Consider the following 21,799-nt stretch of genomic DNA (forward strand, 5'->3'; position numbering starts at 1 on the left):
TGCCGCGGGTGCGCTGCGCGATAGCACGTGTCGGACGGGTCGACGATGTCGTTGACGGGGTGGGTGTCATGCGGATTCATTCCTGTCGGGTGGCATCAATCACATCAGATTGCGCAGCCAACAGCCATTGCACGAAGGTGTCTGTTGCCTGCTCGTGCTACTCGACGGCACGCGGCAGCGAGAAAGAGAACGTCGCGCCTGGCCCGTCATTCGTGGCGGCCAATAGCCGCCCATGATGGCTTTCGATGATGAACTTGCTGATCGACAGTCCGATGCCCATCCCATCCTCCTTGGTGCTGTAGAAGGCTTCGAACAGTCGGGACGACGACTGCGGATCGATCCCCTCGCCCACATCCCGCACCGAGAAGCGCACCCGGTCGTCGCCGTCGCGCTCGGTGCGGATTTCCATGCGCCGGGGCCGGTCGTCGATGTCGCGCATCGCATCGGTCGCGTTGAGCAGCAGGTTGAGGATCACCTGTTGCAACTGGACGCGATCACCAGTCACGGATGGAAGATCGCACGCGAGTTCCGGGACCAGCTGCACGCCTGCCTTGCGCAGCTCACTCTTCGACAGCGCGATGATCTCGCCCGTGGCCTCGTTCAGGTCGACCGGCTCGACCACCACGCCCTTGTTGGTAAACAGCGCACGCAGACGGGTGATCACGTCCGCCGCGCGATTGCCGTCCCTGATCATGCGTTGCGCGGTACTGCGCGCGCCATCGACATTGGGCGGATGGGCGTCGAGCATCCGCAGGCACGTGCTGGCATTGGTGACGATGCCGGCCAGCGGTTGATTGACCTCGTGGGCGATCGAAGCCGTCAACACGCCCAGGGTCGTGATGCGCGCCACATGCGCCAGCTCGGAGCGGACCTTGCCGAGCGCCTCTTCCGAAAGCCGGCCCTGGGTCACGTCCTGGACCGCGCCGATGTACTCGCTGCGGCCATCGCTGTTGCGTACCGCATGCGCGACCAGGTGGAGATGCTTGATCGACCGGTCAGGCATCTGCGCGCGATACGTGTGGTCGAGATCCGCCCCGGTGGTGCGCGCGACCTCGATGATCTCCCGGAACAGCGACAGGTCGTCCGGGTGCACCCGTGTCGCCACCAGGTCGAGCGTCACCGGCTGCGCCGGATCAAGTTGGTAGGTGCGGAACAGTTGCTCCGAGAATTCGAGGGTTTCCAGGTCTACGAGCCAGTAGAAGCTGCCGGTGGAACTCAGGTGCTGGGCCTCCTTCAGCCACACCTCGCTGCGGCGCAGGTCGGAGTACAGGCGCGCGTTCTCCAGCCAGATCGCCGCCTGCGAGGCCAGGAAATCCAGCACCGCAACCTTTCCGGCCGTGAAGGCCCGCGTCGCGATATTGTTCTCCAGGTACAGCACACCGATTACCCGCGCCTGCTTGAAGATCGGCAGGCACAGCAGCGACCTGGGCCGATGCCGGCCTATGTATTCGTCGTCCCGGTCCAGCCCCCCTGCCGACGCGTCATCGAGCACGAGGCGCTCGCGCGTCCGCAGCACATACTGGAGCGCCGACTGTGGAAGGTCGGACGGCACGACCCGCGATCTCCGCAGCGTCACGTCCACGCTGCCGCGCCCCGTGGCGGCTTCCGCTTCGACCACCGGCACGCCATCGTGCAGCAGGATGAGCAAGCCCCGCTCCGCGCCCGCATGCTCAACGGCGATCCGCATGAGCTTCTCAAGCAGGGCCGGAAGGATCATCTCGCTCGACAAGGTTTGCGATGCCTTGTCGACCGCCTCCACGTCCAGTTGGACGACTGGCGCATCGATGGTTGCATTGACCGGCTCATGCGGGGGGCGTCGACACAGGCGGGGGTAGCGCGTATCGAGTTGCCTGACCTTGGGCTCCGCCCCCCAGCGCTCATAGCAATCGCGCGCGTTGCGCAGATAGGCACAGGCAATGGTCTCCAGCCCCAGCGCCGCATAGTGCTGACCGGCCAGCTCGTTGGCGATGGCTTCGTTGTGCAGGAAGCCGTATGTGCGCGAGCGCGCGACCGCCGCCTCGTACAGCTGCTGGGCCTGCACCTCACGACCTTCCAGCCGCGCGATCTCGGCGCCCACCAGTGCTTCCTGCCCGGCGAAGTTCTCCGGGCACGTCACGGCCCAGGCCGCGATCCTCCCGTGATGCTTTGAAAGCTCACGGACATGATGGTCGCGCTGCGTCGGGGTGGCAGTTTCGCACGCGGCGGCGTGGCTGAGCGCGGCATGGAACTCGTAGGCCGCTTCCTCGATCGAGGATCGCATCGCCCAGCGGATGCCCTCGATGCGGGCCGCGGCCACGAGGGCGCCGGGAAAATCCCCGGCAATAAACCGCTCATGCAGCCGGAAAACCCAGTGGTAGCAAACCATCATCGCCATCTGGGGGTGATCCTCGAACTCCCCCATGGCCCAGGCCTCGTCGGCCGGATCCTGTCCGGTCGGCAATCCACGCAGCGCCTGCACCAGCGCGAGCTGCCCGATGAAGCGCTCGGCCGGCAATCCCAGCTCGATCTTCCTGGCGAATGTCATCGCCTGCTCGGCCTCCTGCTGCACCTGCGCGAGGGGAACGCCCGACATCAGCAGGTGCGTGAGGAGGTTGCGCAGGTTGTACGCGGCAAACGCCATGTCGCCTCTGGAGCTGCCGATCTGGAATGCCTGGACCATCATCGGCTGGCACAGCGGCAGGTGCTTGAACCACGGCATGGTGAACGCGGCGAAGCACGAATAGACGCGCGCCTTGAAACGATCGATGCCGCGGCGGTCCACCAGCTCGCAGGCGAGCCGCCCGAAATCATAGGCCGTCGTGTAGTCGGCGAAGTGCGGCCCGAGCGTCATGTTCAACGCCGCGTAGGCAACGCTCGAGCTCTCGCCGTGACCATGATCCAGACTGAGGTTGGTCATGCGCAGGAGCACGAGGTCCAGCAAGTGGCGATCGACCGCATAGGCCGCGGGGAAAAGCTCCGTGAGCACTGCCAGGATGGCGATGCTGCGCTTGTCGCTCATCGCGGGCAGATCGGTCAGCGTCTGCATGGGACGCCCGGCGAGCCTGCGACGCATCTCCAGATACTCCCGCTGCACGTCCTCTTCGGACGGCCTTGGCGACCAGTCGATGCCCGCCCCGGCAAGGAAGCACAGCGCCGCCTCGACGGCCCGCTCGTTGCGGCCGGTGGTGAAATACAGCAACACCGCCAGGCAGACCACCTCGGCCTGGTCGGTCAGCCCTGTCGCATGCTGCGAGAGCGCGGTAAGCCGCTCCTCCGCCTCCGCCAGGTCGTAATCAACGATCTCGCACTCCGCGCGACCGAGCTCGAGCTTGAACGTCAGCTCGTACCGACGCTCCCAACTGTCGCTGCCCAGCAACGCCCGCCCGGCGGCGAAGTAGTTCTTCGCCGAGGCGTAGGCACTGGCCGCCTTGGCGTGCCCGCCGGCCGCCAGGAAGCACCCGGCCACGCTCTCGCGTTCGGCGAGCGAGTCGATCGCCGAAGCCCCGCGCTCGAACTGGTTGGCGGTCTCGAAGATGTTCGATTCATTCTCCATGTCGGGTGCGAGCGACAGGAGCATCCGGCCGATGCGCAGATGGGTCAGCGCGCGGGCATCGACCGGGACCAGTGCGTAAGCCGCTTCGTGGACGCGGTCGTGGATGAACGAGAGCGACCCGTTGGTAACCACCACAAGCCCCTCCTCCACCGCGCCACGCAATGTTGCATTGACCTCGTCCACTGGAACGCCACGCAGGGCCGCCAACATGCCGATCTCCGCGACGTTCCCCAGACACGCCAGCTGCCCCAGCGATTCACGGGCCGGAGCGGACAGCCGGCCGAGCTTCGCCGTCATCAGCTGCGCCAGGTTGTCGGTCACGCCCCTTGCGCGTATCCGCTCGATGTCCCACCGCCACGAGCCGCTTTCCGGGTCGAATCCCAGCAGCGCTTCGTCGGCCAGTGCGGTCACGAACTGGATCGCGAAGAACGGATTGCCGCCGGTCTTCTCGGACACCAGCTCCGCCAGCGGACGGGTGCGTTCGAGATCCGCATGCAGGGCATCGGCGGTGAGTTGGGCGATGTCGTGCCGTTCCAGTGGCGCCAGTTCGATCTGCGTCACGATCCCGCCGCCGCTGCGGATGACGTCGATCGTGGTCGAAAGCGGGTGCATCGGACCCACCTCGTTGTCCCGGTAGGCCCCGATCAGCATGAGGTGGCCGCAGCCCGGCGGCGTTGCCAGACGCTGCAAGAGCGATAGCGTCCCCGGGTCGAGCCATTGCAGGTCGTCGATGAACAGCACAAGCGGATGCGCGTGACGCGCGAAAACCTCGACCAGGTTCACGAACGCGAGCTGGAAACGCATCGCCGCGTCCTGCGACTCGACAGGAGGCGTCGGCGGTTGCTCTCCGATGATGAGGGCAAGCTCGGGGATCAGGTTGACCATGAGCTGGCCGTTCGGCCCCAGCGCGTCGATCAGCGCGTCCCGCCAGTGCGCGAGCTCGGTGTCGCTTTTGTTGAGCAGGTCGCGCACCAGGGACCGGAAGGCCTGCGCCAGGGTGGCGTATGGGATGTCGCGCTTGAACTGGTCTAATTTACCGGTGGCGAACAGGGCGTGTGCCGGCGCGAGAACCTTGTGAAGCTCGCGGACGATGGAAGACTTGCCAATGCCCGCATACCCGGAGACCAGCACCAGCTCCGTCGTTCCCTGGTTAACAACGCGATCGAACGCACCGAGCAGCTCGGCGATCTGCGCATGGCGTCCGTACAACTTTTCCGGGATCACCAACTGGTCCGGGACGTCGCGCTCGGCCAGCTCGAACCGGCCGATGCGCCCTTCCGCCTCCCACTGCCTCAGGCAGCGGCGCAGGTCGTTCGCCAGGCCCGCCGCCGTCTGGTAGCGGGCCTCGGGATCCTTCGCGAGCAGCTTGAGCACGATCTCGTCGAGTATCGGAGGCACGCCTTGTACGCGCTCGCCCGGCGGCGTTGGCTGCCGGGCGATGTGGCAATGGATCCACTCCATGGGATTGGACGCGCTGAACGGCAAGGTGCCGGTCAGCAGTTCGTACATCGTGATACCGAACGAGTACAGATCGCTGCGGGCATCCATCCAGCGGTTCATGCGCCCGGTCTGCTCGGGTGCCATGTACGCGAACGTCCCTGCGATGGTCTCCGGAGGCGCCAGCACCTGGCGTTCGCGCCGCAGTCGCGAGGCCGGCGCGAATCCGGTCAGGCGCACGTCCCCCGCATCATCGACCAGTACGTTCGCCGGCTTGATGTCCTTGTGCAGGATCCCCTGGCCGTGCAGTTGCGCAAGCGACCGCGCGAGCGCGATCAGGATGCGCAGGCAACGCGCAAGCGCCATCCGTTGCCCTTTCATCCGGCCAATCAGGCTGTCGAGGGATTCGGTGCCGGGGCTTTCGACCGGCGGCACGGCGCGCCCGTCCGGGTTCGAGCGCAACGGCGTGTCGCCCGTTACCGACATCAGCCGGCGCTCACGGGGTCCATCTGTGCATGATGGGCCGGCCGCGGTGGAATCGAGAACCCGAACGTCGCGCCCGGGCCGTCGTTCGATACCGCCCACAGCCGTCCCTGGTGGCTCTCGATGATGGAGCGGCTGATCGACAGGCCGATTCCGATCCCGGAGCTTTTGGTCGTGTAGAAGGGATCGAACAGCCTCTCGGTTTGACGCGGATCAAACCCTACCCCGACATCCCGCACGGTCAGCCGGACATGGTCGCCCTCGTCGCGCCCGGTCGTGATCACCACGTACCGGGGCCGGTCCTCGACACCGGTCATGGCATCGGCGGCGTTCAGAAGCAGGTTCAGGATGACCTGTTGGAGCTGGACGCGATCGCTCATGACCGGCGGCAGGTCGTCGGCGAGTTCGGCCCGCAGGATCACCCGACTGCGCTGGAGCTCCGTGCGGGCCAGGGAAATCACTTCCCGCGCGGCATCGTTCAGGTCCACCAGCTCGTTGGAGACGGTCTTCCTGTCGACCAGCGCGCGCAAACCGGTGATGACATCGGCCGCGCGGTTCCCATCGCGGATCGTGCGAAGCGCGGCCTCGCGCGCCCCGTCAATGTTCGGGGGGTCGGCGGCGAGCATGCGCATGCTCAGGCTGGCATTGGTGATGATGCCGGTCAGCGGCTGTCGGACCTCGTGCGCGATCGATGCGGTCAACGTATTCAACGTCGTGATCCTGGCCATGTGGGCCAACTCGGACCTGAGCGTGCCCAGCGCCTCCTCGGAAATCCTGCGCGGCGTGACGTCCTGTACTGCGGCGATGTACTCGAGCTGCCCGGCCGGGCCCTGCGTGGCGCGGGCCACCACGTGCAGATGCCTGGTCGAACCGTCCGGCAGCCGCAGCCGGTGTTCGTGTTCGAAGTCGCCGCCATCGCGGCGTTGCCGGGTCAGCGTCGCCGAGAACGAAGGCAGATCTTCGGGATGCAACCTGGCCAGCATGGCCTCCAGCGTGGCCGGCACGGCCGGGTCGAGCCCGAAGATCCGGTAGACCTGGTCGGACCACGTCATCGCGTCGGTCACGGTGTGCCATGAAAAACCGCCCGTGGAACTGATCCGCTGGGCCTGGGCGAGGAACGCCTCGCTCTGCTTCAACGCCGCATCATGCTGCGCCCGCTCGACCGCAATGCTCGCGATATGCGCGACCTTGTCGATCAGGTCGCGCTGGAACGGCGTCGGAAGGCCCGGTTCGCCGCGGTAGATGGCGAGCGAACCCAGTACATGATTGCCGCGCCCGACGATCGGCGACGACCAGCACGATTGCAGCCCGTGGCCGAGGGCCAGGGTGCTCCAGCCTTGCCGCTGCCATCTTTCATCCAGACCAACATCGGGCACGATCACCACCTGGGCCGATGCCGCTGCCAAGCCGCAGGGGCCGGCGTCGCCGGCGGAGGATCGGCCTTTCATCGCATGCCTGTAGCCCGATGGCAGCGTTGGTCCGATGGCCTGGCTCCACGTGCGGCCGCTGGCATCGCTGAAGAGCATGCCGCAGTGGCAATCGCTGACGGCTTCCTCGACAAGCGTGCACAGCGCGGTCAGCACGTCGGGAAGCGGGTCGTTCGATGCCACCATCTCCAGCAGCCGCTTCTCGCCCTTCAGCAGGTCCTCGGCCCGCTTGCGGTCGTCGATATCGGTTTGCACGAGATACCAGAGCGTGACCTGCCCCTGCGCGTCCGGCAACGGATGGGCACGCATGTGCAACCACCGGTAGATCCCGTCGGCGCGACGATGGCGTCCCTCGACTTCGTAGGGGTCGCCGGTTTCCACCGCACGCGTCCAGGCCGCGCTGACCGTTGCCAGGTCGTCGGGATGGATGACGTCCGCCAGCTCCCACGTCGCCATCTGCTCCAGCGTCGCACCGAAAAATTCCATGCAGCGGCGATTGGCAAGCTCGACGCCGCCCGCGGGTTTCAAGAGGCATACCAGCGCAGGCAGGTCATCGAAGATCGAGCGGAAGGGCCCGCCATGATCGTGCATGTACGTCTGGTCCATCCTGCCGCCCTCAATGTGTTCCGCGATTCCAGGCCCCCTTGCGGGCCCAGCATGCATCGCCTCCCGTACACCGACCACCATACTTTGGTGTCGGTTTTCTCCAGGGCCCACCGCCGCAGGCGCATTGCAGAGCAATATTCGACGCCGGGGAACCGCTTCGCATGCGGGTCGACACCATCGTGCAATGGATGCAGATGGCCGACTGTAGTCAGATCGTCGCCACACGGTCGCTCCTCCGGACACACAGTCCGATGAAAGAAAGGACCGCACCCAACGGCGAGGACAGACACATGGCAGTTCCGAATATAGCCATCATTATCAGCACTACACGCTCAGCCCGCTTTGGCGACAAGCCAGCGAAATGGATCCACGACCTGGCCGCTTCCAGGGCGGACATGCGCACGGAGGTGGTCGACCTGCGCGACTACCCGATGCCATTCTTCGACGAGCCGGCGTCAAATGCCTGGGTCCCCTCCGAAAGCGAGGTGGCGCAGCGCTGGCAGCGAAAGGTCGCGGAGTTCGACGGTTACATCTTCGTCACCGCCGAATACAACCGCAGTATCCCCGCCGCCCTGAAGAACGCCATCGACTATGCGTATCCGGAATGGAACCGCAAGACCATGGCCCACGTCGGCTACGGGAGCGTGGGCGCGGCCCGGTCGATCGAGCACCTGCGGATGATTGGCATCGAGCTGCAGATGGCCCCGGTACGTACGGGCGTCCACATCCAGGGTGGCGATTTCGTCGCCGTCCTCCAGCAGGGCAAGGATATCGCCGAGCTTGATTACCTCGAACAGAACGCCAAAGCCATGCTGGACGAACTCCACTGGTGGACGAGCGCCCTCATGGTGGCCCGGGCAGCTGCACCCGCGACGAACTAGTACCAATCCGCGACCCGCGACACTTTTTTCGACAGCCGGATCGGGTTGTTGATGTTTTGACGGAAACGACAGCGCTTGTGCGCACCGAATCCGTCGGCTACCCGGGCCCGTCCCCCTCCGGGCCCGGGTGGCCACCTTTCTTCAACGTGGAGTGCACAGACATGAGCAGACTTTTGAATGCGGTATTGGAAGCCCACGGCGGCATTGATCGCTGGAACGGGTTCAGCCAGTTGGAGGCCACCATCGTCACCGACGGCCAATTCTGGAAGATGAAGTCGGTTGAGCAAGACCAGAATCCGCGCCGCCTGACCGCCAAGCTGCATGAGCAGCGCGCCTTCCTGGCGCCATTCGGCGACCCCGACTGGCATCTCGATTTCGCCCCGCAATATGTGGCGATCATGAAAAGCGACGGCACCCCGGTCATCCGCACCGACAACCCGCGGGCGCCCTTTGCCGGTCATGAAATGACCACGCCCTGGGACCCTCTGCAACGGGCGTACTTCAGCGGCTATGCGCTGTGGACGTACCTCGGGACACCTTTCGTGCTGGCGCGCGAGGACGTGGAGGTCACGGAGATCGAACCCTGGACGGAAGCGGGCGAGACCTGGCGGGTGCTGCGCGCACGGTTTCCCGACGCTATCGCCACGCACAGCGCGACCCAGGACTTCTTCTTCGGCGACGACTTCCTCCTGCGTCGCCACGACTACAACGTCGATGTCGCCGGCGGGTTCGATGCCTCGCAACTGGTGTTCGACTACATCACTGCGGACGGCGGCATCCGTTTGCCGGGCAGGCGCCGCGCCTACACCCGCGATGCCAACCGGAATCCGGTGCTTGATCCGCTCATGGTGTCGATTGACATCAGTGACGTCCGCTTCTCATAGGAACGTGACTCCATCGCATGATCATCATCATATGGTTCCACGTCGCGACGATGATGCTGGGTTTTGCCGCGCTGACGGCTTACGACCTGGTGTTCGTGGTCTCATCCAACTCGAAAAGTTCCGAGTTCATCAAAACCGCCCTACGCCTTTCGAAACCCGCGGGACTTGCGGGGAAGGTCATGGTGATTGCCGGCGTGTTCTCCGGCCTTCACCTGGCGTCCCCCTTCGGCTATGGCTCGGCCTGGTTGATCGGCGCGTACCTGCTCGTGGCCATTGCGGTCATCCTGGGTGTCGCGATACTTGATCCCGGGCGCAAGCGCTTGTTGTTGGCCGCTCGCGCTGGCGACGGGCAAGTCGCGGGGTTTCACTTGGGTGTGCTGCCGGTTGCGGTGCTGTACATCAACTCGCTTTGCTGGGCTGGAGTGATCTGGCTGATGATCGCGAAACCTCAGCTATAAGCCATCCGAGTCCCTGCAATCGCCGGAAACCGACACCAAAGTAGGATGGGCGGACCCTGATGGGATGGCGCATCCTCATTTGACGGCGGGCGGCGATCAAGATCACACAATGGAGATGCTTTGATGGGTTTACCTCTGCTCGTTTCGGTAGTCGATGACGATGAGTCCGTGCGCGAATCGTTGCCCGACCTGCTGAGGGAGTTCGGATTCTCGGTCCAGGTGTTCTCGTCGGCTGAGGCGTTCCTGGCGTCTGGTTATCTGGACGCGACCAGATGCCTGATCCTCGACATCGCCATGCCGGGCATGTCCGGGCCTGACCTGCAGCGAGAATTGAAGCTGCGACACATACACATTCCGATCGTCTTCATTACAGCGCATGGCGATGCCGCCGTGCGTCCACGCCTACTGGAACAGGGCGCCGTGGAGTGCTTGTTCAAGCCGTTCAGTGAGGCCGATTTGCTTAAAGCGCTCAATGCCGCCGTCCACACCCAGGAGGTCTAACATGTTGAGTTCAGCCAATACTTCCGTCAGGGAGTCGAGGTTATCGGTCATGCCGCAGATCACCCCGGTCGTCTTCGTTGTAGACGATGACATTTCGGTACGTGAATCGCTGGAGCTGCTGATCAGCTTCGCGGGCTGGCAACCGGAACTGTTCGGATCTGCGCAGGAATTTCTGGCCCATCCGCGGTCAACGACTCCGAGCTGCCTGGTACTCGACGTCAATCTTCCTGATCTCAATGGCCTCGACCTGCAAAAGCGTATTGCGGATGATCGAGTCCACATGCCGATTATCTTCATCACGGGCTATGGCGACGTGCCGAGCACGGTACAGGCCATGAAAGCGGGCGCTGCCGAATTCCTGACAAAGCCGTTCGACGATGAAGTGCTGTTGAGCGCCATCGGCAATGCCATTGAGGACAGCCAGGCCGCCCTCGACCATGAGGAGAGCCTGCGGTTGCTCCGGGAGTCCTATGCATCCCTCACCCCTCGCGAGCGGGAGGTCCTGGCGATGGTCGTCGCAGGCCGGTTGAACAAGCAGGTCGCGGGTGATCTGGGCATCAGCGAAATCACGGTGAAAGCGCATCGTGGCAAGGTTATGCGCAAAATGAATGCCCGCACCTTTGCGAACCTCGTAAAGATGGCAGCGAGACTCTCGCTGCCATCCGGCATTCAGGGCTGAGGGGAACGCGCGGTTCTCGTTTCGCGTTGAGTTGCCCCTAATATCCGGTCGCGGCCGACTCGATCAGCCGCGCGACGGGGCCAGGATTCGACACCATCACTACGTGGGAGCCACCCTCGATGACTTCCACCTTCCTGGCATCGGCACGCTTGGCCATGAACGCCATCGCCTGCGACGGAATGTTCTTGTCCGCGGTGCCGTAGATGAACCAGGAAGGAAGGGTCTTCCACGCCGGATTCGACGTCGGCTCGTTCAAAGCGCCTTCCGTCACCGGTCGCTGCGTGGCCGCCATCAGCGCCGCCTGTGCTTCGGGAACATCGGCTGCAAACTGATCGTGGAACTTGTCCTGCTGGATGTACAGGTCCACGCCACCGTCGAAGAGCTTCACCGGAGGCGCAAGCGTCGGCCCGAGCGTGCTTCCGGGAAACTTGCCCGAGAGCCCGACAGCGGTTTCTCCCGCATCGGGCGCGAATGCGCTGACATAGACCAACGCCTTGACGTTGGCATGCCCGTTGGCGGCGTCGGTAATGACATTGCCGCCGTATGAGTGCCCGACAAGGACCACTGGCGACTGGATGCCGCCCACGACGTCGGATAGGGACTGCGCGTCGACCCGGACACCGCGCAGCGGATTGGCCGGGGCAACAACGGGATAGCCGTCCTTTTTCAGGATCTTGATGACCCCATTCCAGCTCGATGCATCCGCGAACGCACCGTGCACGAGGACGATCGTGGGCTTGACCTCCTGGCCGAGTGCATTCGGTCCAACGACCATGGCGGAAGCGAATGCCAATGTGGCGACTATCTTTTTCATGTCAGGTCTCATTTGATTTCTGGGAAAATCGGTGACGGGGGATCAAGCCAAATCGATCGTGACGTCGATGTTGCCTTGCGTTGCCTTGGAGTACGGACAGGTCTGGTGCGCCTCATCAACCAGCGCCTGCGCGACATCACGGGGCAGGCCAGGCAGCGAGACATGCAGGCGCGCCTGCAACAGATATCCGTCGCCGGTCATGCCGAGATCCACCTCTGCGTCAATCGCCGTCTCTTGCGGTAGCGTGATTTTCCGCTGCCTGGCGGCGATCGCCATCGCACCCTCAAAACACGCTGACCAACCTGCGGCGAACAATTGCTCGGGATTGGTGCCCTTACCTGCGGTTCCCGGGGAGGACAGCTTGACCTCCAAACGACCATCGTCGCTCCGCGAGGCGCCATCACGCCCTCCCGTGGTATGGGTCTTGGCGGTATACAGAACTTTCTCGATCTTGATCATGGGGTCATCCTCGGTGTGCTGATGGGGGCTGCGTCAGGGTGCCAATCGGGTGAAGACGAAATCGTGTTCTTGCACGCGCGCCTCATGGCATGCGAAGCAAGTGCGGTGTTGCGCTTCGTCAGCGGGCTTGCCGTCGACGAACCGGCCAAAACCCCACCCACCCGTGGACGCATACTTCCTGGAATCCTTGACCATGATCTGAACCGTCGTCGCCGCTCCGGGTATGGAGGCCGGTTCGAATTCGGGGGACTGGACATGCTTCCAGGCAAGCTTTGCCAGGACGGTGCCATCCGGGAATGGCAGCGTTCCCAGACGGTATGCCTCGACCGCCCGGTCGTTCCCCAGGACAGCCCGGAGTTCATCCAGCGGTTCCGCTTCCACGGCAGGCGCGATCAGCTGCCATTTGCGATAGTCGTCGGGAAGCGTGACGCCGTAGATCGGCGACGCACGTTCACTACCAGCGCCGGCTTCAGCCGCGAACAGCACCGACATCGAGCATGCCGCGACACCGGCAAGAACGGAGAGAAGAGTCAGTTTCATCATGTGCTCCCTTATCTTTGCGCTCAGAGCGCAGCGACATCGACGATTGCCTGCGTGAACGCCTTTGGAGCCTCTTGGGGCAGGTTGTGACCGATGCCGCCCTTGATGAGACGGTGCTCATACTTGCCGGTGAATCGCTTGGCATAACTGGCCGGTGGCGGATGTGGCGCGCCATTGGCATCGCCCTCCATCGTGATCGTCGGCACCGCGATGGCAGGAAACCCGGCAAGCTGCTTCTCCAAGGCGTCGTACTTGCGTTCTCCATCCGCGAGTCCAAGCCGCCAGCGATAGTTATGGATGACGATCGCCGCGTGGTCAGGGTTTTCCAAGGCCCCTGCACTGCGATGGAAAGTGGCGTCGTCGAATGACCACGTCGGAGACGCGAGCTGCCAGATGAGCTTCGCGAAGTCGTGCCGGTACTTCTCATAACCGGCAGCGCCACGGTCGGTGGTGAAGTAGTACTGGTACCACCACTTCAACTCGGCCTCGGGTGGCAGCGGCGCTTTGGCGGACTCCTGGCTGCCGATGAGGTAGCCGCTTACCGAGACAAGCGCATTCACCCGTTCCGGCCACAACGCCGCCACGATAGCGGCCGACCGCGCGCCCCAGTCAAAGCCTGCAACGATTGCCTTCTCGATCCCGAGCGCATCCATCAGTGAGATCACGTCGGTGGCGAGTGCCGAGGGCTGAGCGTTGCGAAGCGCCTCGGGCGAAAGAAAGCGGGTAGTACCAAAGCCGCGCAGGTGCGGGATGATCACCCGGTATCCCTTCGCCGCGAGTGCCGGGGCGACGTCGATGAAACTGTGGATGTCATAAGGCCAGCCATGCAGGAGAAGCGCGACGGGCCCACCGGCGGGACCGAGCTCCACGTATCCGACATTGAGCGGGCCGGCATCGATCTGCTTGATCACTTTGAACGACGCGTTCGAACCACTCGTGGACTTTGCCTGGCCCGGTTTCGTGCTGCCAAGCTGCGCGTGTGCAACACCGATCATGCCGAGCTGTGCGGCGATAACTGCACTTGATGCAACGCCCAGGAAGTTGCGGCGGTCGAAGTTGAATTTATTGGACATGGGTTTGCTCCCGGTGGAGATAGTTCATGGTCGAAATGGTTTCAAGGTGATCTCACGCGTCATCGAGTACTGTCATGGCCGCGCCCACGCAGTCGTCCGGAACGAGCAGCTTCATGCCTGCACTTCCGCCTTCCAGACTCACACCGATTCCAGCCACGATTGCCGGAATACCAAATGTCGCCAGGGCGATTTTCGCCAGATCGGCTTCAAGCCTTGTCGGGTAGGTCTTGATGGTTCTCATTGATCCATTGCTCCGGGCCCTTTCGGATGCGCCACGAAATGCCATGCGTCGATCAAAACAGAAGCATCGAAGCGGAACGATTGGACGATGGTGTCGGTCAACACCTTGGTATCGATACCTCGCAGCGTTGCTGCCACAGCTCACTGAGGCGCGCCCGGCACCGTCTGCGCGCAGGCGCTCGAAGCGCTCGGAATGGGTGATGCCCTTGCCGGCGGTCATCCAGTTGACCTCGCCCGGATAGATGTTCTGCTCCGAGCCGAGACTGTCGCGATGGGTGATCTCGCCGTTGAACAGGTAGGTCCTCGCGCGGCAGGCCCGGCGCCAGGTCTTTCGGACCCATGCGGTCGAAGAAATGGAGGATTATCCGTGGAGCCCGAATTCTGGCAACAACGTTGGCACGAAGGCCGCATCGGCTTTCATCAGGACCGCGAGACGCCGTTGATGCTGAAACACTGGCCTGCCGTGCACGCAGCTCCGAGCAGCCGGGTGTTCGTGCCATTGGCGGGCAAGAGCCTCGACATGGCGTGGTTTGCCGCACGGGGCCACCGCGTCCTCGGGGCCGAATTGTCGGCCACAGCCATCGGGCAGTTCTTCGCCGAACATGCTCTGGAGCCGGAAGTTACCGAATCGACCGTTGGCCGGCATTACCGCGCCGATGGCATCGAGCTGATCCAGGGCGACGTGTTCGCGCTGGGCACCGCCACCCTCGCTGACTGCAACATCGTCTACGACCGCGCGGCGCTGATCGCGTTGCCGCCACCGATGCGCCGTCGCTACGTCCGTGAGGTGTACGCGAAACTTCCGGCCGGCTGCCGCGGCATGCTGATCACCCTGGAATACCCGCAGGCCGAGAAATCCGGCCCGCCGTTCTCGGTCGAGGAAACCGAGGTCCGCGAGCTGTTCGAGCCTCACTGGAATGTCGAGGTACTGGAGCGTCGCGACATCCTCGCCCAGCAACCGCAATTCATTGCGGAAGGCGTCACTGCACTGCAGACCGTGGTGTATCGTCTGCATCGGCGATAGCCACGCGACAACCGGATATTGACTACCCAAGGAGGGGATATGCAGACCACCGCCCGGGCAGCCGTACAGACACGGCCGGCCAATATCGACGAATTGATTCGAACCATCCAGCTCGAATTCCCCGACGCCAGAATCCGCATTACCGGAAGGGCACGCACGATACGAAGGCAAGCGGAGCTCATGGCGCAGCGGATCCGCGTCAGCCGGGGGGAGTTCCTCACCACCTACCGCATGACGCGGCACATCACCGAGATGGACGAGTGGTTCCGCGGCTATCCGCGCGCGACCGAGACGGAGACGGTCGATGCCTTCGAGGCCTTGATTGAGCAGGCCCGTGCCCGCGGCGCCCAGGTCTCCAACCATCTGTCCAATACGGCCCGCGACATCAGCTGGCCAAGCGGCAGCCACCGCGAACTCGACCTGATCGAGGCCCGGATCCAGGAACTCGGGGCGTCGGTCCTGCGCGAACCCCGCGCTGCAGGAGGGAGGCACTGGCATGTGGACTGGTAATCGACTTCGCTGTTGGGCGACACCACGGGCTGCATTGACGACACTGGTCGCCGCATTGCTGCTGATCGCCTGCGCCGCGCCCGGTGGCGCTGCCACGGACACTCCATCCGACGCGCCGGTTGCCGCGTGGTGGTACGACATCGAGTTCGCGCCGAGCTCCACAACCATCACCGGAGTTCCAATCGACCGTTTCAATCCGTCCTGGACGCAGGCCAGTGCGCTCGACGACGCCCTGCTCCACGGCCGCATCCCGGAAATGGCGATCGCCCACTACGCGGAATCCGGCTTCTCCTTCCGGCTGCATTCGCAGCTGGACAAGGCCAAGGGCGGCGAAGAGGTCTTCGTGGGCGTGTTTGAAACCGGTTCCGGCAGCAACGGCCGCTTCCTCGCGATTACCCGCGATGGCGCCCTGGTGCAGCATTTCGAGTATCCCGGCGAGGCCGGTTTCAGCGCCCTGCAGGCCAACGGCACGGACGAGGTCCGCTGGTACTCGTGCATGGAATGCGGCGACTACGAGTCGCTCAGATGGTCAGGCCGGTCCTACGTCCTGGAGTGACCGACCCGGCCGACACCGGGAAACCCTAGGCGATCGCCGCGGCATGCACTCCGGCGACCGCCCTGCCCGACGGGTCGGCCGCATCGGCAAACGCCGCATCCCAGGCAATCGCGGCGGGTGACGAGCAGGCGATCGACTTGCCGCCCGGCACCGTTTGCGCGCAGGCCTCGCCGGGGAACAATCGCTCGAAGATCCGCCGGTAGAAATACGCCTCCCGGCTTTGCGGCGGGTTGACCGGAAACCGGTTTGCCGCGGCCGCCATTTCGCGATCGCTCACCTGCGCGGCGGCGTGCGCTTTCAGGCCATCGATCCAGCCGTAGCCGACGCCATCGCTGAACTGCTCCTTCTGCCGCCACAGGATCGAGTCCGGCAGGTAGCCTTCGAAAGCTTCACGCAACACGGCCTTCTCGATCCTTCGCGTCCCGTCGGCTCGGGTCCCGACCATTTTCGCGGTCGCGTCCATCCTCATCGCTACTTCGAGGAATTCGACATCGAGGAACGGCACCCGCGGCTCCACGCCCCAGGCCATCATCGACTTGTTCGCGCGCAGGCAATCGTAGTTGTGCAGCGCGTCGATCTTGCGCACCAACTCTTCGTGAAACTGGCGAGCATCGGGTGCCTTGTGGAAGTACAGGTAGCCGCCGAAGATCTCGTCGCTGCCCTCGCCTGACAACACCATCTTGACCCCCATCGCCTTGATCCGCCGCGCCAGCAAATACATCGGCGTGGACGCGCGGATGGTAGTCACGTCATAGGTCTCGACATGCCGGATCACCTCCGGCAATGCGTCCAGACCTTCCTCGATGGTGTAGGTGAAACCGTGGTGGACGGTGCCCAGCGCCTCGGCGGCGATCTCGGCAGCTGCCAGGTCGGGCGAGCCTTCCAGGCCGATCGCGAAGGAGTGCAGCCGCGGCCACCAGGCTTCGGAGCTGTCATCGTCCTCGATGCGCTTACGTGCGAAGCGTGCCGCGCAGGCCGCCACCAATGACGAATCCAGGCCACCCGACAGCAATACCCCGTAAGGCACGTCGCTCATCAGTTGCCGGTGCACCGCGGCCTCGAAGGCTTCGCGCAGTTCGCGCGGGCTGACCTCCACGCCCACGGTGGCGTCGTGCTCGCGCCACGGGCGCTGGTAGTACGGCACCGGTTCACCGCTGCGGCTGTCGTAGTAATGCCCCGGCGGAAACTGGGAGACATCGTTGCAGACCTCCACCAGCGCCTTCATCTCCGAAGCCACGCACAGCCGGCCGCTGCCGTCGTGACCCCAGTACAGCGGCACCACGCCGATCGGGTCGCGCGCAATCAGGTAACGCTGGTGCTCCCGGTCCCACAACGCGAACGCGAAGATCCCGTTGAGACGGTTCAGCCAGCCGGCGATATCGGCATCCTCCCGAAACAGCGCGCTTATGACCTCGCAATCCGAACCGGTCTGGAAGTCGTAGGGCTGCTCCAGCGAGGCCTCGAGCTCGCGGTGGTTATAGATCTCGCCATTGACCGCGAGCACCAGTTGCCCATCGGCCGAACGCAGCGGTTGCGAGCCGCCAGCCGGGTCGACGATGGCAAGGCGCTCGTGGACCAGGATCGCGCCGTCGTCCAGATGCACCCCGCTCCAGTCAGGACCGCGGTGACGCTGGCGTTGTGACAGTTCCAACGCCCGCTGCCGCAGTTGCAGGAGGTCGTCGCCGGGTTGCAGGCCGAAGATGCCGAAGATTGAACACATGGGTTGGCTCCGTGAGGACATTGAGGCGCAGAAAATAAAAAGGCCCGCACTTCGCAGTGCAGGCCTTGGGGATCGATTGAGCGTTTGTCGCGTTCGCTAATCGCCGGCCTGCGGGAGGCTGACGTTATTATTCGAATTGAACTGCACAGCACAATGCGCCGCACACGGACCGGAACCGGTCACTGCGGACGCGAATGCAAGCTGGGAGACAACGAGGATCATTGGCCGATCCTGCTCCATATGCCTACCGCGCGCAAGCACTCGCCCGAAAGGTGCCTGCATCTGCGCAAGTGTCCCGTGGCTTCAGTCCTGATCAAGCTGCTCGAACCGCCTCGCCAGGTAGTCGATCAGGCTTCGCACCGAGGGCAGCAGTCCGCGCCTTGACGGAAACACGGCATGCACGATGCCGCTTCGTGACGCCCATTCCGGGGCGATCTTCACCAGCGCGCCCTGCTTCAACGCGTCACTGACCACCATGGTCGGCAACTGCGCGATGCCGACGCCACGAATCGCGGCGACGCGCAGGGCATTCATGTCATCGGTGACCAGCCGGGGCTGGTGCGGGATCGCGACCGAGGCACCTTCCGGGCCTTGCAGCGACCAGACATGTTGCGGTTGCGGCGGTCCGAGATCCACGCTCGGCAGGCCGGTGAAATCGACCGGCATCATCGGCAACGTGTGGCCGGCCAGCAACGCCGGACTGGCCACCAGGCATGAGGTGCGTACGGCCAGCACCCGCATCACCAGGTCGCTGTTTTCCAGTGGTGGCGTGCGTGCGCGGATGGCCACGTCGATGCCTTCGCCGACCACGTCCACGCGACGGTTGGTCGCCTCCAGGTGAACGGATACTCCCGGGTGGTCGACCATGAAATCGGCCACCATCGCGCCGACGTTCGCGTCCAGCAAGGTGATCGGGCACGTGAGGCGGACGATGCCGCAGGGTTCGGAGCGGGTCAGGTCGATGGCTTCCTGCGCCGCCTGCGCCTCCACCAGCATCGCCTTGCAATGCCCGTAGTACTGCTGGCCAATTTCGGTGACCGAAAACCGACGCGTAGAGCGCTGGATCAGGCGCACGCCCAGCCGCTCCTCCAGCATCGCGATGCGCCGGCTGAGCTTGGATTTGGGGACACCCAGCGCACGCCCCGCCGGCGCGAAGCCGCGGTGATCGACCACTTGCACGAAGTAGTACAGATCGTTGAGATCCTGCATGGCGACCGCCTCATCGTTCTTTAAACAGAACGATGAGGATAGGAAACGGGGACTTCCGGATCAATCGTCATGAAATTAAGCTATCTCCATCGGCCCAGAACCATCCCGGCCCAGCCAACAGGAGATCAAGGTGAAGAAGGTCCTCGGCATCTACAGCGCCCCAAAGCCGCATTGGGTGGGCGACGGCTTCCCCGTCCGCTCGATGTTTTCCTACAACAGCCACGGCGCGCACCTGAGCCCGTTCCTGCTGCTGGACTACGCCGGACCGATGAAGTTCGACCCGGCCGCGCAGCCACGTGGCGTCGGCCAGCATCCGCACCGTGGTTTCGAGACCGTCACCATCGTCTATGAAGGCGAGGTCGAGCATAGCGATTCCACCGGCGCGGGCGGCAAGATCGGCCCCGGCGACGTGCAGTGGATGACCGCCGCGTCCGGGATCCTGCATGAGGAGTTCCACTCGCATGAGTTCACCCGCACCGGCGGCACGCTGGAGATGGTGCAGCTGTGGGTCAACCTGCCGGCGAAGGACAAGATGAGTCCGCCCGGTTATCAGAACCTGCTGAACGCCGACATCCCGTCGGTAGCCCTGCCCGGCGACGCCGGCCGGGTCCGGGTGATTGCCGGAGAGTACGCCGGTCATGCGGGACCGGCACGCACCTTCACCGCCATGAATGTGTGGGACGTGCGCCTGGACCAAGGCCATTCCAGCGAATTCGAGCTGCCCGAAGGCCATACCGCGGCGCTGATCGTCCTGCGCGGCACCGTGCAGGTCAACGGCAGCCAGATCGCCCGCGAGGCGCAGATGGTGATGCTGGACCGCGCCGGCAGCGACGTGCTGCTGGAAGCCAACAGCGATGCCACCGTGCTGCTGCTCAGCGGCGAGCCGATCGACGAGCCGATCGTCGGCCACGGCCCGTTCGTGATGAATACCCAGGACGAGATCCACCAGGCGATCACCGACTTCAACAGCGGTCAATTCGGACGGATGCCGCACTGACTGACACGAAACCCCCACCTCGACCACTCTCAAGGAGCACCACGTGAAACCCCAACTCCATGTCGTGATTGCCAGCACCCGCCCGGGCCGTGTCGGTCCTGCCGTAGCGCGCTGGTTCAGTGATTTCGCTGCCGAACACAGCGCGTTCGACGTCAAGCTGGTCGATCTGGCGGACTTCAACCTGCCGGTCTACGACGAGCCAACCCACCCCGCCATGCAGCAATACGAGCACGCCCACACCAAGGCCTGGTCGGCCAGCGTGTCGGCGGCCGACGCGTTCGTGTTTGTGACCCCGGAGTACAACTTCAACCCGCCGCCGGCGTTCGTGAACGCGTTGAACTACGTCTACCGCGAGTGGAACTACAAGGCCTGCGGTTTCGTCAGCTACGGCGGCGTGTCCGGCGGCCTGCGCGCGGTGCAGATGGCCAAGCAACTGGTCACCACCCTGAAGATGATGCCGATGGTCGAAGGCGTTGCCGTGCCAATGGTGGGCCAATCGCTGGACGAACAAGGCATCTTTGTTTCCAACGAGTTGATTGACCATTCCGCGCAGCAGATGCTGGACGAACTGGCCAAGTGGACAGGCGCGCTGGCAAGCCTGCGCCCGCGGGCAGCCGAACCCACGCAAGCCGCATCGGCCACACCGGTGGCAACACCGGCCTGACCGCACCATCGACAGGCATGTCATCGGGCGCAAGGCAGCGGTTGCTCTTGCGCTCGCCTGCGCCGATATGAACAATCACCCTGGAAGCCTGCCCTCGTAGAAACCTGCGCTCGCAAGAGCCTGGAACCCCATGGATGCATTGATCCACCTGATCGAGAACTACGGCTTGTGGGTCGTGTTCATCGCCGTCCTGCTGGACCAGGGCGGCGTTCCGGTGCCGGCGTATCCACCGATCGTCGTGACCAGCGCCATGGCCGTGCAGTCGGGCGACAGCCTGTGGTCGATCCTGCTGGTCTCCACCGTCGCAGCCGTGCTGGCCGATGCGTTCTGGTATGCCGGCGGGCGCCGGTTCGGCGGGCCGATGATCCGCTTCATTTGCCGCCTTTCACTTTCACCGGACTCCTGCGTCGGCACCACCCAGGGCATCTATTCGCGCTGGGGCGCGCCATCGCTGATCGTCGCGAAATTCATTCCCGGCTTCGCCGCACTGGCCACCACGCTGGCGGGCCAGACCCGGACCGGCCTGGGCCGCTTTGCCTTTTACGACGGCATCGGCGCGGCACTGTGGGCGAGCGTCGCGGTTGCCACCGGCGCGATCTTCCACGAGGCCGTGAACGATGTCCTGATGCGGCTGGAGTCGCTTGGGCGGATCGGTCTGATCCTGCTGCTGGCCGCCATCACGGTATTTGTCCTGCGCAAAGTCTGGAAACGGCAGCGTTTCATCCGCCTGATCCAGATGGCGCGCATTTCGCCGGCCGAGCTGCACGAATTGATGGGAACCGGCATCAATCCACTGGTGCTGGATGTGCGTCCGGCGGATCAACGCCAGCTGTCGGGCTGGATCCCCGGCGCGATCGCGGCCTCCAGCATTGCCGAGCTGGATTTGGCCGCCCAGCCGGAAGTGATCATCTATTGCGACTGTCCCAACGAAGCGTCAGCGGCACTGCTCGCCCGGCAGCTGAAGAGCCGCGGCTTCAAGCACGTGCGTCCGCTGGCGGGTGGATTCGAGGCCTGGAATGCCCACGGCTTTCCCATCGCGCAGGCGTCGCAGGACAAGCGTTGAAGCACCCCCTGCGGCGCTGACCGTCGCCGCGTTGCATGCCAT

The 21,799-nt window shown here is 64.2% G+C and carries 20 protein-coding genes and 1 pseudogene; 11 read left to right on the forward strand and 10 right to left on the reverse strand.

Going from position 1 to position 21,799, the window contains the following annotated elements:
• Positions 1–157: 157 nt before the first annotated feature.
• Both ACW7G6_RS05270 and ACW7G6_RS05275 read right to left on the reverse strand, forming a co-directional pair.
• A complete protein-coding gene (locus ACW7G6_RS05270; RefSeq protein ID WP_456979793.1) occupies positions 158–5,455 on the reverse strand; it encodes an AAA family ATPase in 5,298 nt (1,765 codons plus the stop codon).
• A complete protein-coding gene (locus ACW7G6_RS05275; protein WP_456979794.1) occupies positions 5,455–7,485 on the reverse strand; it encodes a PAS domain-containing protein in 2,031 nt (676 codons plus the stop codon). Before ACW7G6_RS05275 ends, ACW7G6_RS05270 begins: the two co-directional genes overlap by 1 nt.
• A gap of 290 nt (positions 7,486–7,775) precedes the next feature.
• Here ACW7G6_RS05275 and ACW7G6_RS05280 point away from each other — a divergent pair, with 290 nt between their 5' ends.
• The 5 genes from ACW7G6_RS05280 to ACW7G6_RS05300 all read left to right on the forward strand — a co-directional run bounded on the left by ACW7G6_RS05280 (position 7,776) and on the right by ACW7G6_RS05300 (position 10,888).
• Positions 7,776–8,366, forward strand: coding sequence for an NADPH-dependent FMN reductase (locus ACW7G6_RS05280; protein WP_456979795.1), 591 nt, complete (start codon positions 7,776–7,778; stop codon positions 8,364–8,366).
• A gap of 161 nt (positions 8,367–8,527) precedes the next feature.
• Positions 8,528–9,250, forward strand: coding sequence for a hypothetical protein (locus ACW7G6_RS05285; protein ID WP_456979796.1), 723 nt, complete (start codon positions 8,528–8,530; stop codon positions 9,248–9,250).
• 17 nt (positions 9,251–9,267) lie between these two features.
• A complete protein-coding gene (locus ACW7G6_RS05290) occupies positions 9,268–9,708 on the forward strand; it encodes a hypothetical protein (protein WP_456997677.1) in 441 nt (146 codons plus the stop codon).
• 123 nt (positions 9,709–9,831) lie between these two features.
• Positions 9,832–10,209 (forward strand): response regulator, encoded by a 378-nt coding sequence (locus ACW7G6_RS05295; protein ID WP_456979798.1) that lies wholly within the window; start codon positions 9,832–9,834, stop codon positions 10,207–10,209.
• A 49-nt stretch (positions 10,210–10,258) separates the two neighbouring features.
• Positions 10,259–10,888 carry a response regulator transcription factor gene (locus tag ACW7G6_RS05300; protein ID WP_456979799.1) on the forward strand — a complete coding sequence of 210 codons (630 nt, stop codon included), beginning with the start codon at positions 10,259–10,261 and terminating at the stop codon, positions 10,886–10,888.
• Between the two features lie 37 nt (positions 10,889–10,925).
• On the opposite strand, the gene ACW7G6_RS05305 is transcribed toward ACW7G6_RS05300, so the two are convergent.
• The 6 genes and pseudogenes from ACW7G6_RS05305 to ACW7G6_RS05330 all read right to left on the reverse strand — a co-directional run.
• Positions 10,926–11,702: an alpha/beta fold hydrolase gene (locus ACW7G6_RS05305; RefSeq protein ID WP_456997678.1), complete on the reverse strand. Its 777-nt coding sequence runs from the start codon at positions 11,700–11,702 to the stop codon at positions 10,926–10,928.
• A 42-nt stretch (positions 11,703–11,744) separates the two neighbouring features.
• A complete protein-coding gene (locus tag ACW7G6_RS05310) occupies positions 11,745–12,158 on the reverse strand; it encodes an organic hydroperoxide resistance protein (protein ID WP_456979910.1) in 414 nt (137 codons plus the stop codon).
• Between the two features lie 36 nt (positions 12,159–12,194).
• Positions 12,195–12,701 (reverse strand): cytochrome P460 family protein, encoded by a 507-nt coding sequence (locus tag ACW7G6_RS05315; protein WP_456979801.1) that lies wholly within the window; start codon positions 12,699–12,701, stop codon positions 12,195–12,197.
• Positions 12,702–12,724: 23 nt separating this feature from the next.
• A complete protein-coding gene (locus ACW7G6_RS05320; protein ID WP_456979802.1) occupies positions 12,725–13,774 on the reverse strand; it encodes an alpha/beta fold hydrolase in 1,050 nt (349 codons plus the stop codon).
• Between the two features lie 52 nt (positions 13,775–13,826).
• On the reverse strand, positions 13,827–14,015 hold the full coding sequence (locus ACW7G6_RS05325; RefSeq protein WP_456979803.1) for a hypothetical protein: 189 nt from the start codon (positions 14,013–14,015) through the stop codon (positions 13,827–13,829).
• Positions 14,016–14,198: 183 nt separating this feature from the next.
• Positions 14,199–14,315 (reverse strand): annotated as a pseudogene (locus ACW7G6_RS05330) (pirin family protein); the annotation flags it as partial.
• Between the two features lie 66 nt (positions 14,316–14,381).
• Here ACW7G6_RS05330 and ACW7G6_RS05335 point away from each other — a divergent pair.
• From ACW7G6_RS05335 to ACW7G6_RS05345, 3 genes are read left to right on the forward strand one after another with little or no spacing between them, the layout of a single operon-like run.
• Positions 14,382–15,038, forward strand: coding sequence for a thiopurine S-methyltransferase (locus ACW7G6_RS05335; protein WP_456979804.1), 657 nt, complete (start codon positions 14,382–14,384; stop codon positions 15,036–15,038).
• Positions 15,039–15,077: 39 nt separating this feature from the next.
• The gene (locus tag ACW7G6_RS05340; RefSeq protein WP_456979805.1) at positions 15,078–15,548 is read left to right on the forward strand and encodes a hypothetical protein; all 471 of its coding nucleotides are present in this window, start codon (positions 15,078–15,080) and stop codon (positions 15,546–15,548) included.
• A gap of 34 nt (positions 15,549–15,582) precedes the next feature.
• The gene (locus tag ACW7G6_RS05345) at positions 15,583–16,104 is read left to right on the forward strand and encodes a hypothetical protein (protein ID WP_456997679.1); all 522 of its coding nucleotides are present in this window, start codon (positions 15,583–15,585) and stop codon (positions 16,102–16,104) included.
• A 25-nt stretch (positions 16,105–16,129) separates the two neighbouring features.
• On the opposite strand, the gene asnB is transcribed toward ACW7G6_RS05345, so the two are convergent.
• Together asnB and ACW7G6_RS05355 are read right to left on the reverse strand one after the other, a co-directional pair.
• A complete protein-coding gene (asnB, locus tag ACW7G6_RS05350; RefSeq protein WP_456979807.1) occupies positions 16,130–17,824 on the reverse strand; it encodes an asparagine synthase B in 1,695 nt (564 codons plus the stop codon).
• A 303-nt stretch (positions 17,825–18,127) separates the two neighbouring features.
• The gene (locus ACW7G6_RS05355; RefSeq protein WP_456979808.1) at positions 18,128–19,033 is read right to left on the reverse strand and encodes a LysR family transcriptional regulator; all 906 of its coding nucleotides are present in this window, start codon (positions 19,031–19,033) and stop codon (positions 18,128–18,130) included.
• A gap of 130 nt (positions 19,034–19,163) precedes the next feature.
• Between ACW7G6_RS05355 and ACW7G6_RS05360 the strand changes: the two genes are divergently transcribed.
• From ACW7G6_RS05360 to ACW7G6_RS05370, 3 genes are all read left to right on the forward strand, one after another.
• The gene (locus ACW7G6_RS05360; RefSeq protein ID WP_456979809.1) at positions 19,164–20,030 is read left to right on the forward strand and encodes a pirin family protein; all 867 of its coding nucleotides are present in this window, start codon (positions 19,164–19,166) and stop codon (positions 20,028–20,030) included.
• 43 nt (positions 20,031–20,073) lie between these two features.
• On the forward strand, positions 20,074–20,694 hold the full coding sequence (locus tag ACW7G6_RS05365; protein ID WP_456979810.1) for an NADPH-dependent FMN reductase: 621 nt from the start codon (positions 20,074–20,076) through the stop codon (positions 20,692–20,694).
• Positions 20,695–20,824: 130 nt separating this feature from the next.
• Positions 20,825–21,757: a rhodanese-like domain-containing protein gene (locus ACW7G6_RS05370; RefSeq protein ID WP_456979811.1), complete on the forward strand. Its 933-nt coding sequence runs from the start codon at positions 20,825–20,827 to the stop codon at positions 21,755–21,757.
• Positions 21,758–21,799 lie beyond the last annotated feature (42 nt).

The organism is Lysobacter sp. A421, assembly GCF_054052145.1.

Excerpts from the sequence above, each read along its gene's own strand:
- ACW7G6_RS05270 (WP_456979793.1), bottom strand. The coding sequence starts at position 5,455 with ATGTCGGTAACGGGCGACACGCCGTTGCGCTCGAACCCGGACGGGCGC.
- ACW7G6_RS05275 (WP_456979794.1), bottom strand. The coding sequence starts at position 7,485 with ATGGACCAGACGTACATGCACGATCATGGCGGGCCCTTCCGCTCGATC.
- ACW7G6_RS05280 (WP_456979795.1), top strand. The coding sequence starts at position 7,776 with ATGGCAGTTCCGAATATAGCCATCATTATCAGCACTACACGCTCAGCC.
- ACW7G6_RS05285 (WP_456979796.1), top strand. The coding sequence starts at position 8,528 with ATGAGCAGACTTTTGAATGCGGTATTGGAAGCCCACGGCGGCATTGAT.
- ACW7G6_RS05290 (WP_456997677.1), top strand. The coding sequence starts at position 9,268 with ATGATCATCATCATATGGTTCCACGTCGCGACGATGATGCTGGGTTTT.
- ACW7G6_RS05295 (WP_456979798.1), top strand. The coding sequence starts at position 9,832 with ATGGGTTTACCTCTGCTCGTTTCGGTAGTCGATGACGATGAGTCCGTG.
- ACW7G6_RS05300 (WP_456979799.1), top strand. The coding sequence starts at position 10,259 with ATGCCGCAGATCACCCCGGTCGTCTTCGTTGTAGACGATGACATTTCG.
- ACW7G6_RS05305 (WP_456997678.1), bottom strand. The coding sequence starts at position 11,702 with ATGAAAAAGATAGTCGCCACATTGGCATTCGCTTCCGCCATGGTCGTT.
- ACW7G6_RS05315 (WP_456979801.1), bottom strand. The coding sequence starts at position 12,701 with ATGAAACTGACTCTTCTCTCCGTTCTTGCCGGTGTCGCGGCATGCTCG.
- ACW7G6_RS05320 (WP_456979802.1), bottom strand. The coding sequence starts at position 13,774 with ATGTCCAATAAATTCAACTTCGACCGCCGCAACTTCCTGGGCGTTGCA.
- ACW7G6_RS05325 (WP_456979803.1), bottom strand. The coding sequence starts at position 14,015 with ATGAGAACCATCAAGACCTACCCGACAAGGCTTGAAGCCGATCTGGCG.
- ACW7G6_RS05340 (WP_456979805.1), top strand. The coding sequence starts at position 15,078 with ATGCAGACCACCGCCCGGGCAGCCGTACAGACACGGCCGGCCAATATC.
- asnB (WP_456979807.1), bottom strand. The coding sequence starts at position 17,824 with ATGTGTTCAATCTTCGGCATCTTCGGCCTGCAACCCGGCGACGACCTC.
- ACW7G6_RS05355 (WP_456979808.1), bottom strand. The coding sequence starts at position 19,033 with ATGCAGGATCTCAACGATCTGTACTACTTCGTGCAAGTGGTCGATCAC.
- ACW7G6_RS05370 (WP_456979811.1), top strand. The coding sequence starts at position 20,825 with ATGGATGCATTGATCCACCTGATCGAGAACTACGGCTTGTGGGTCGTG.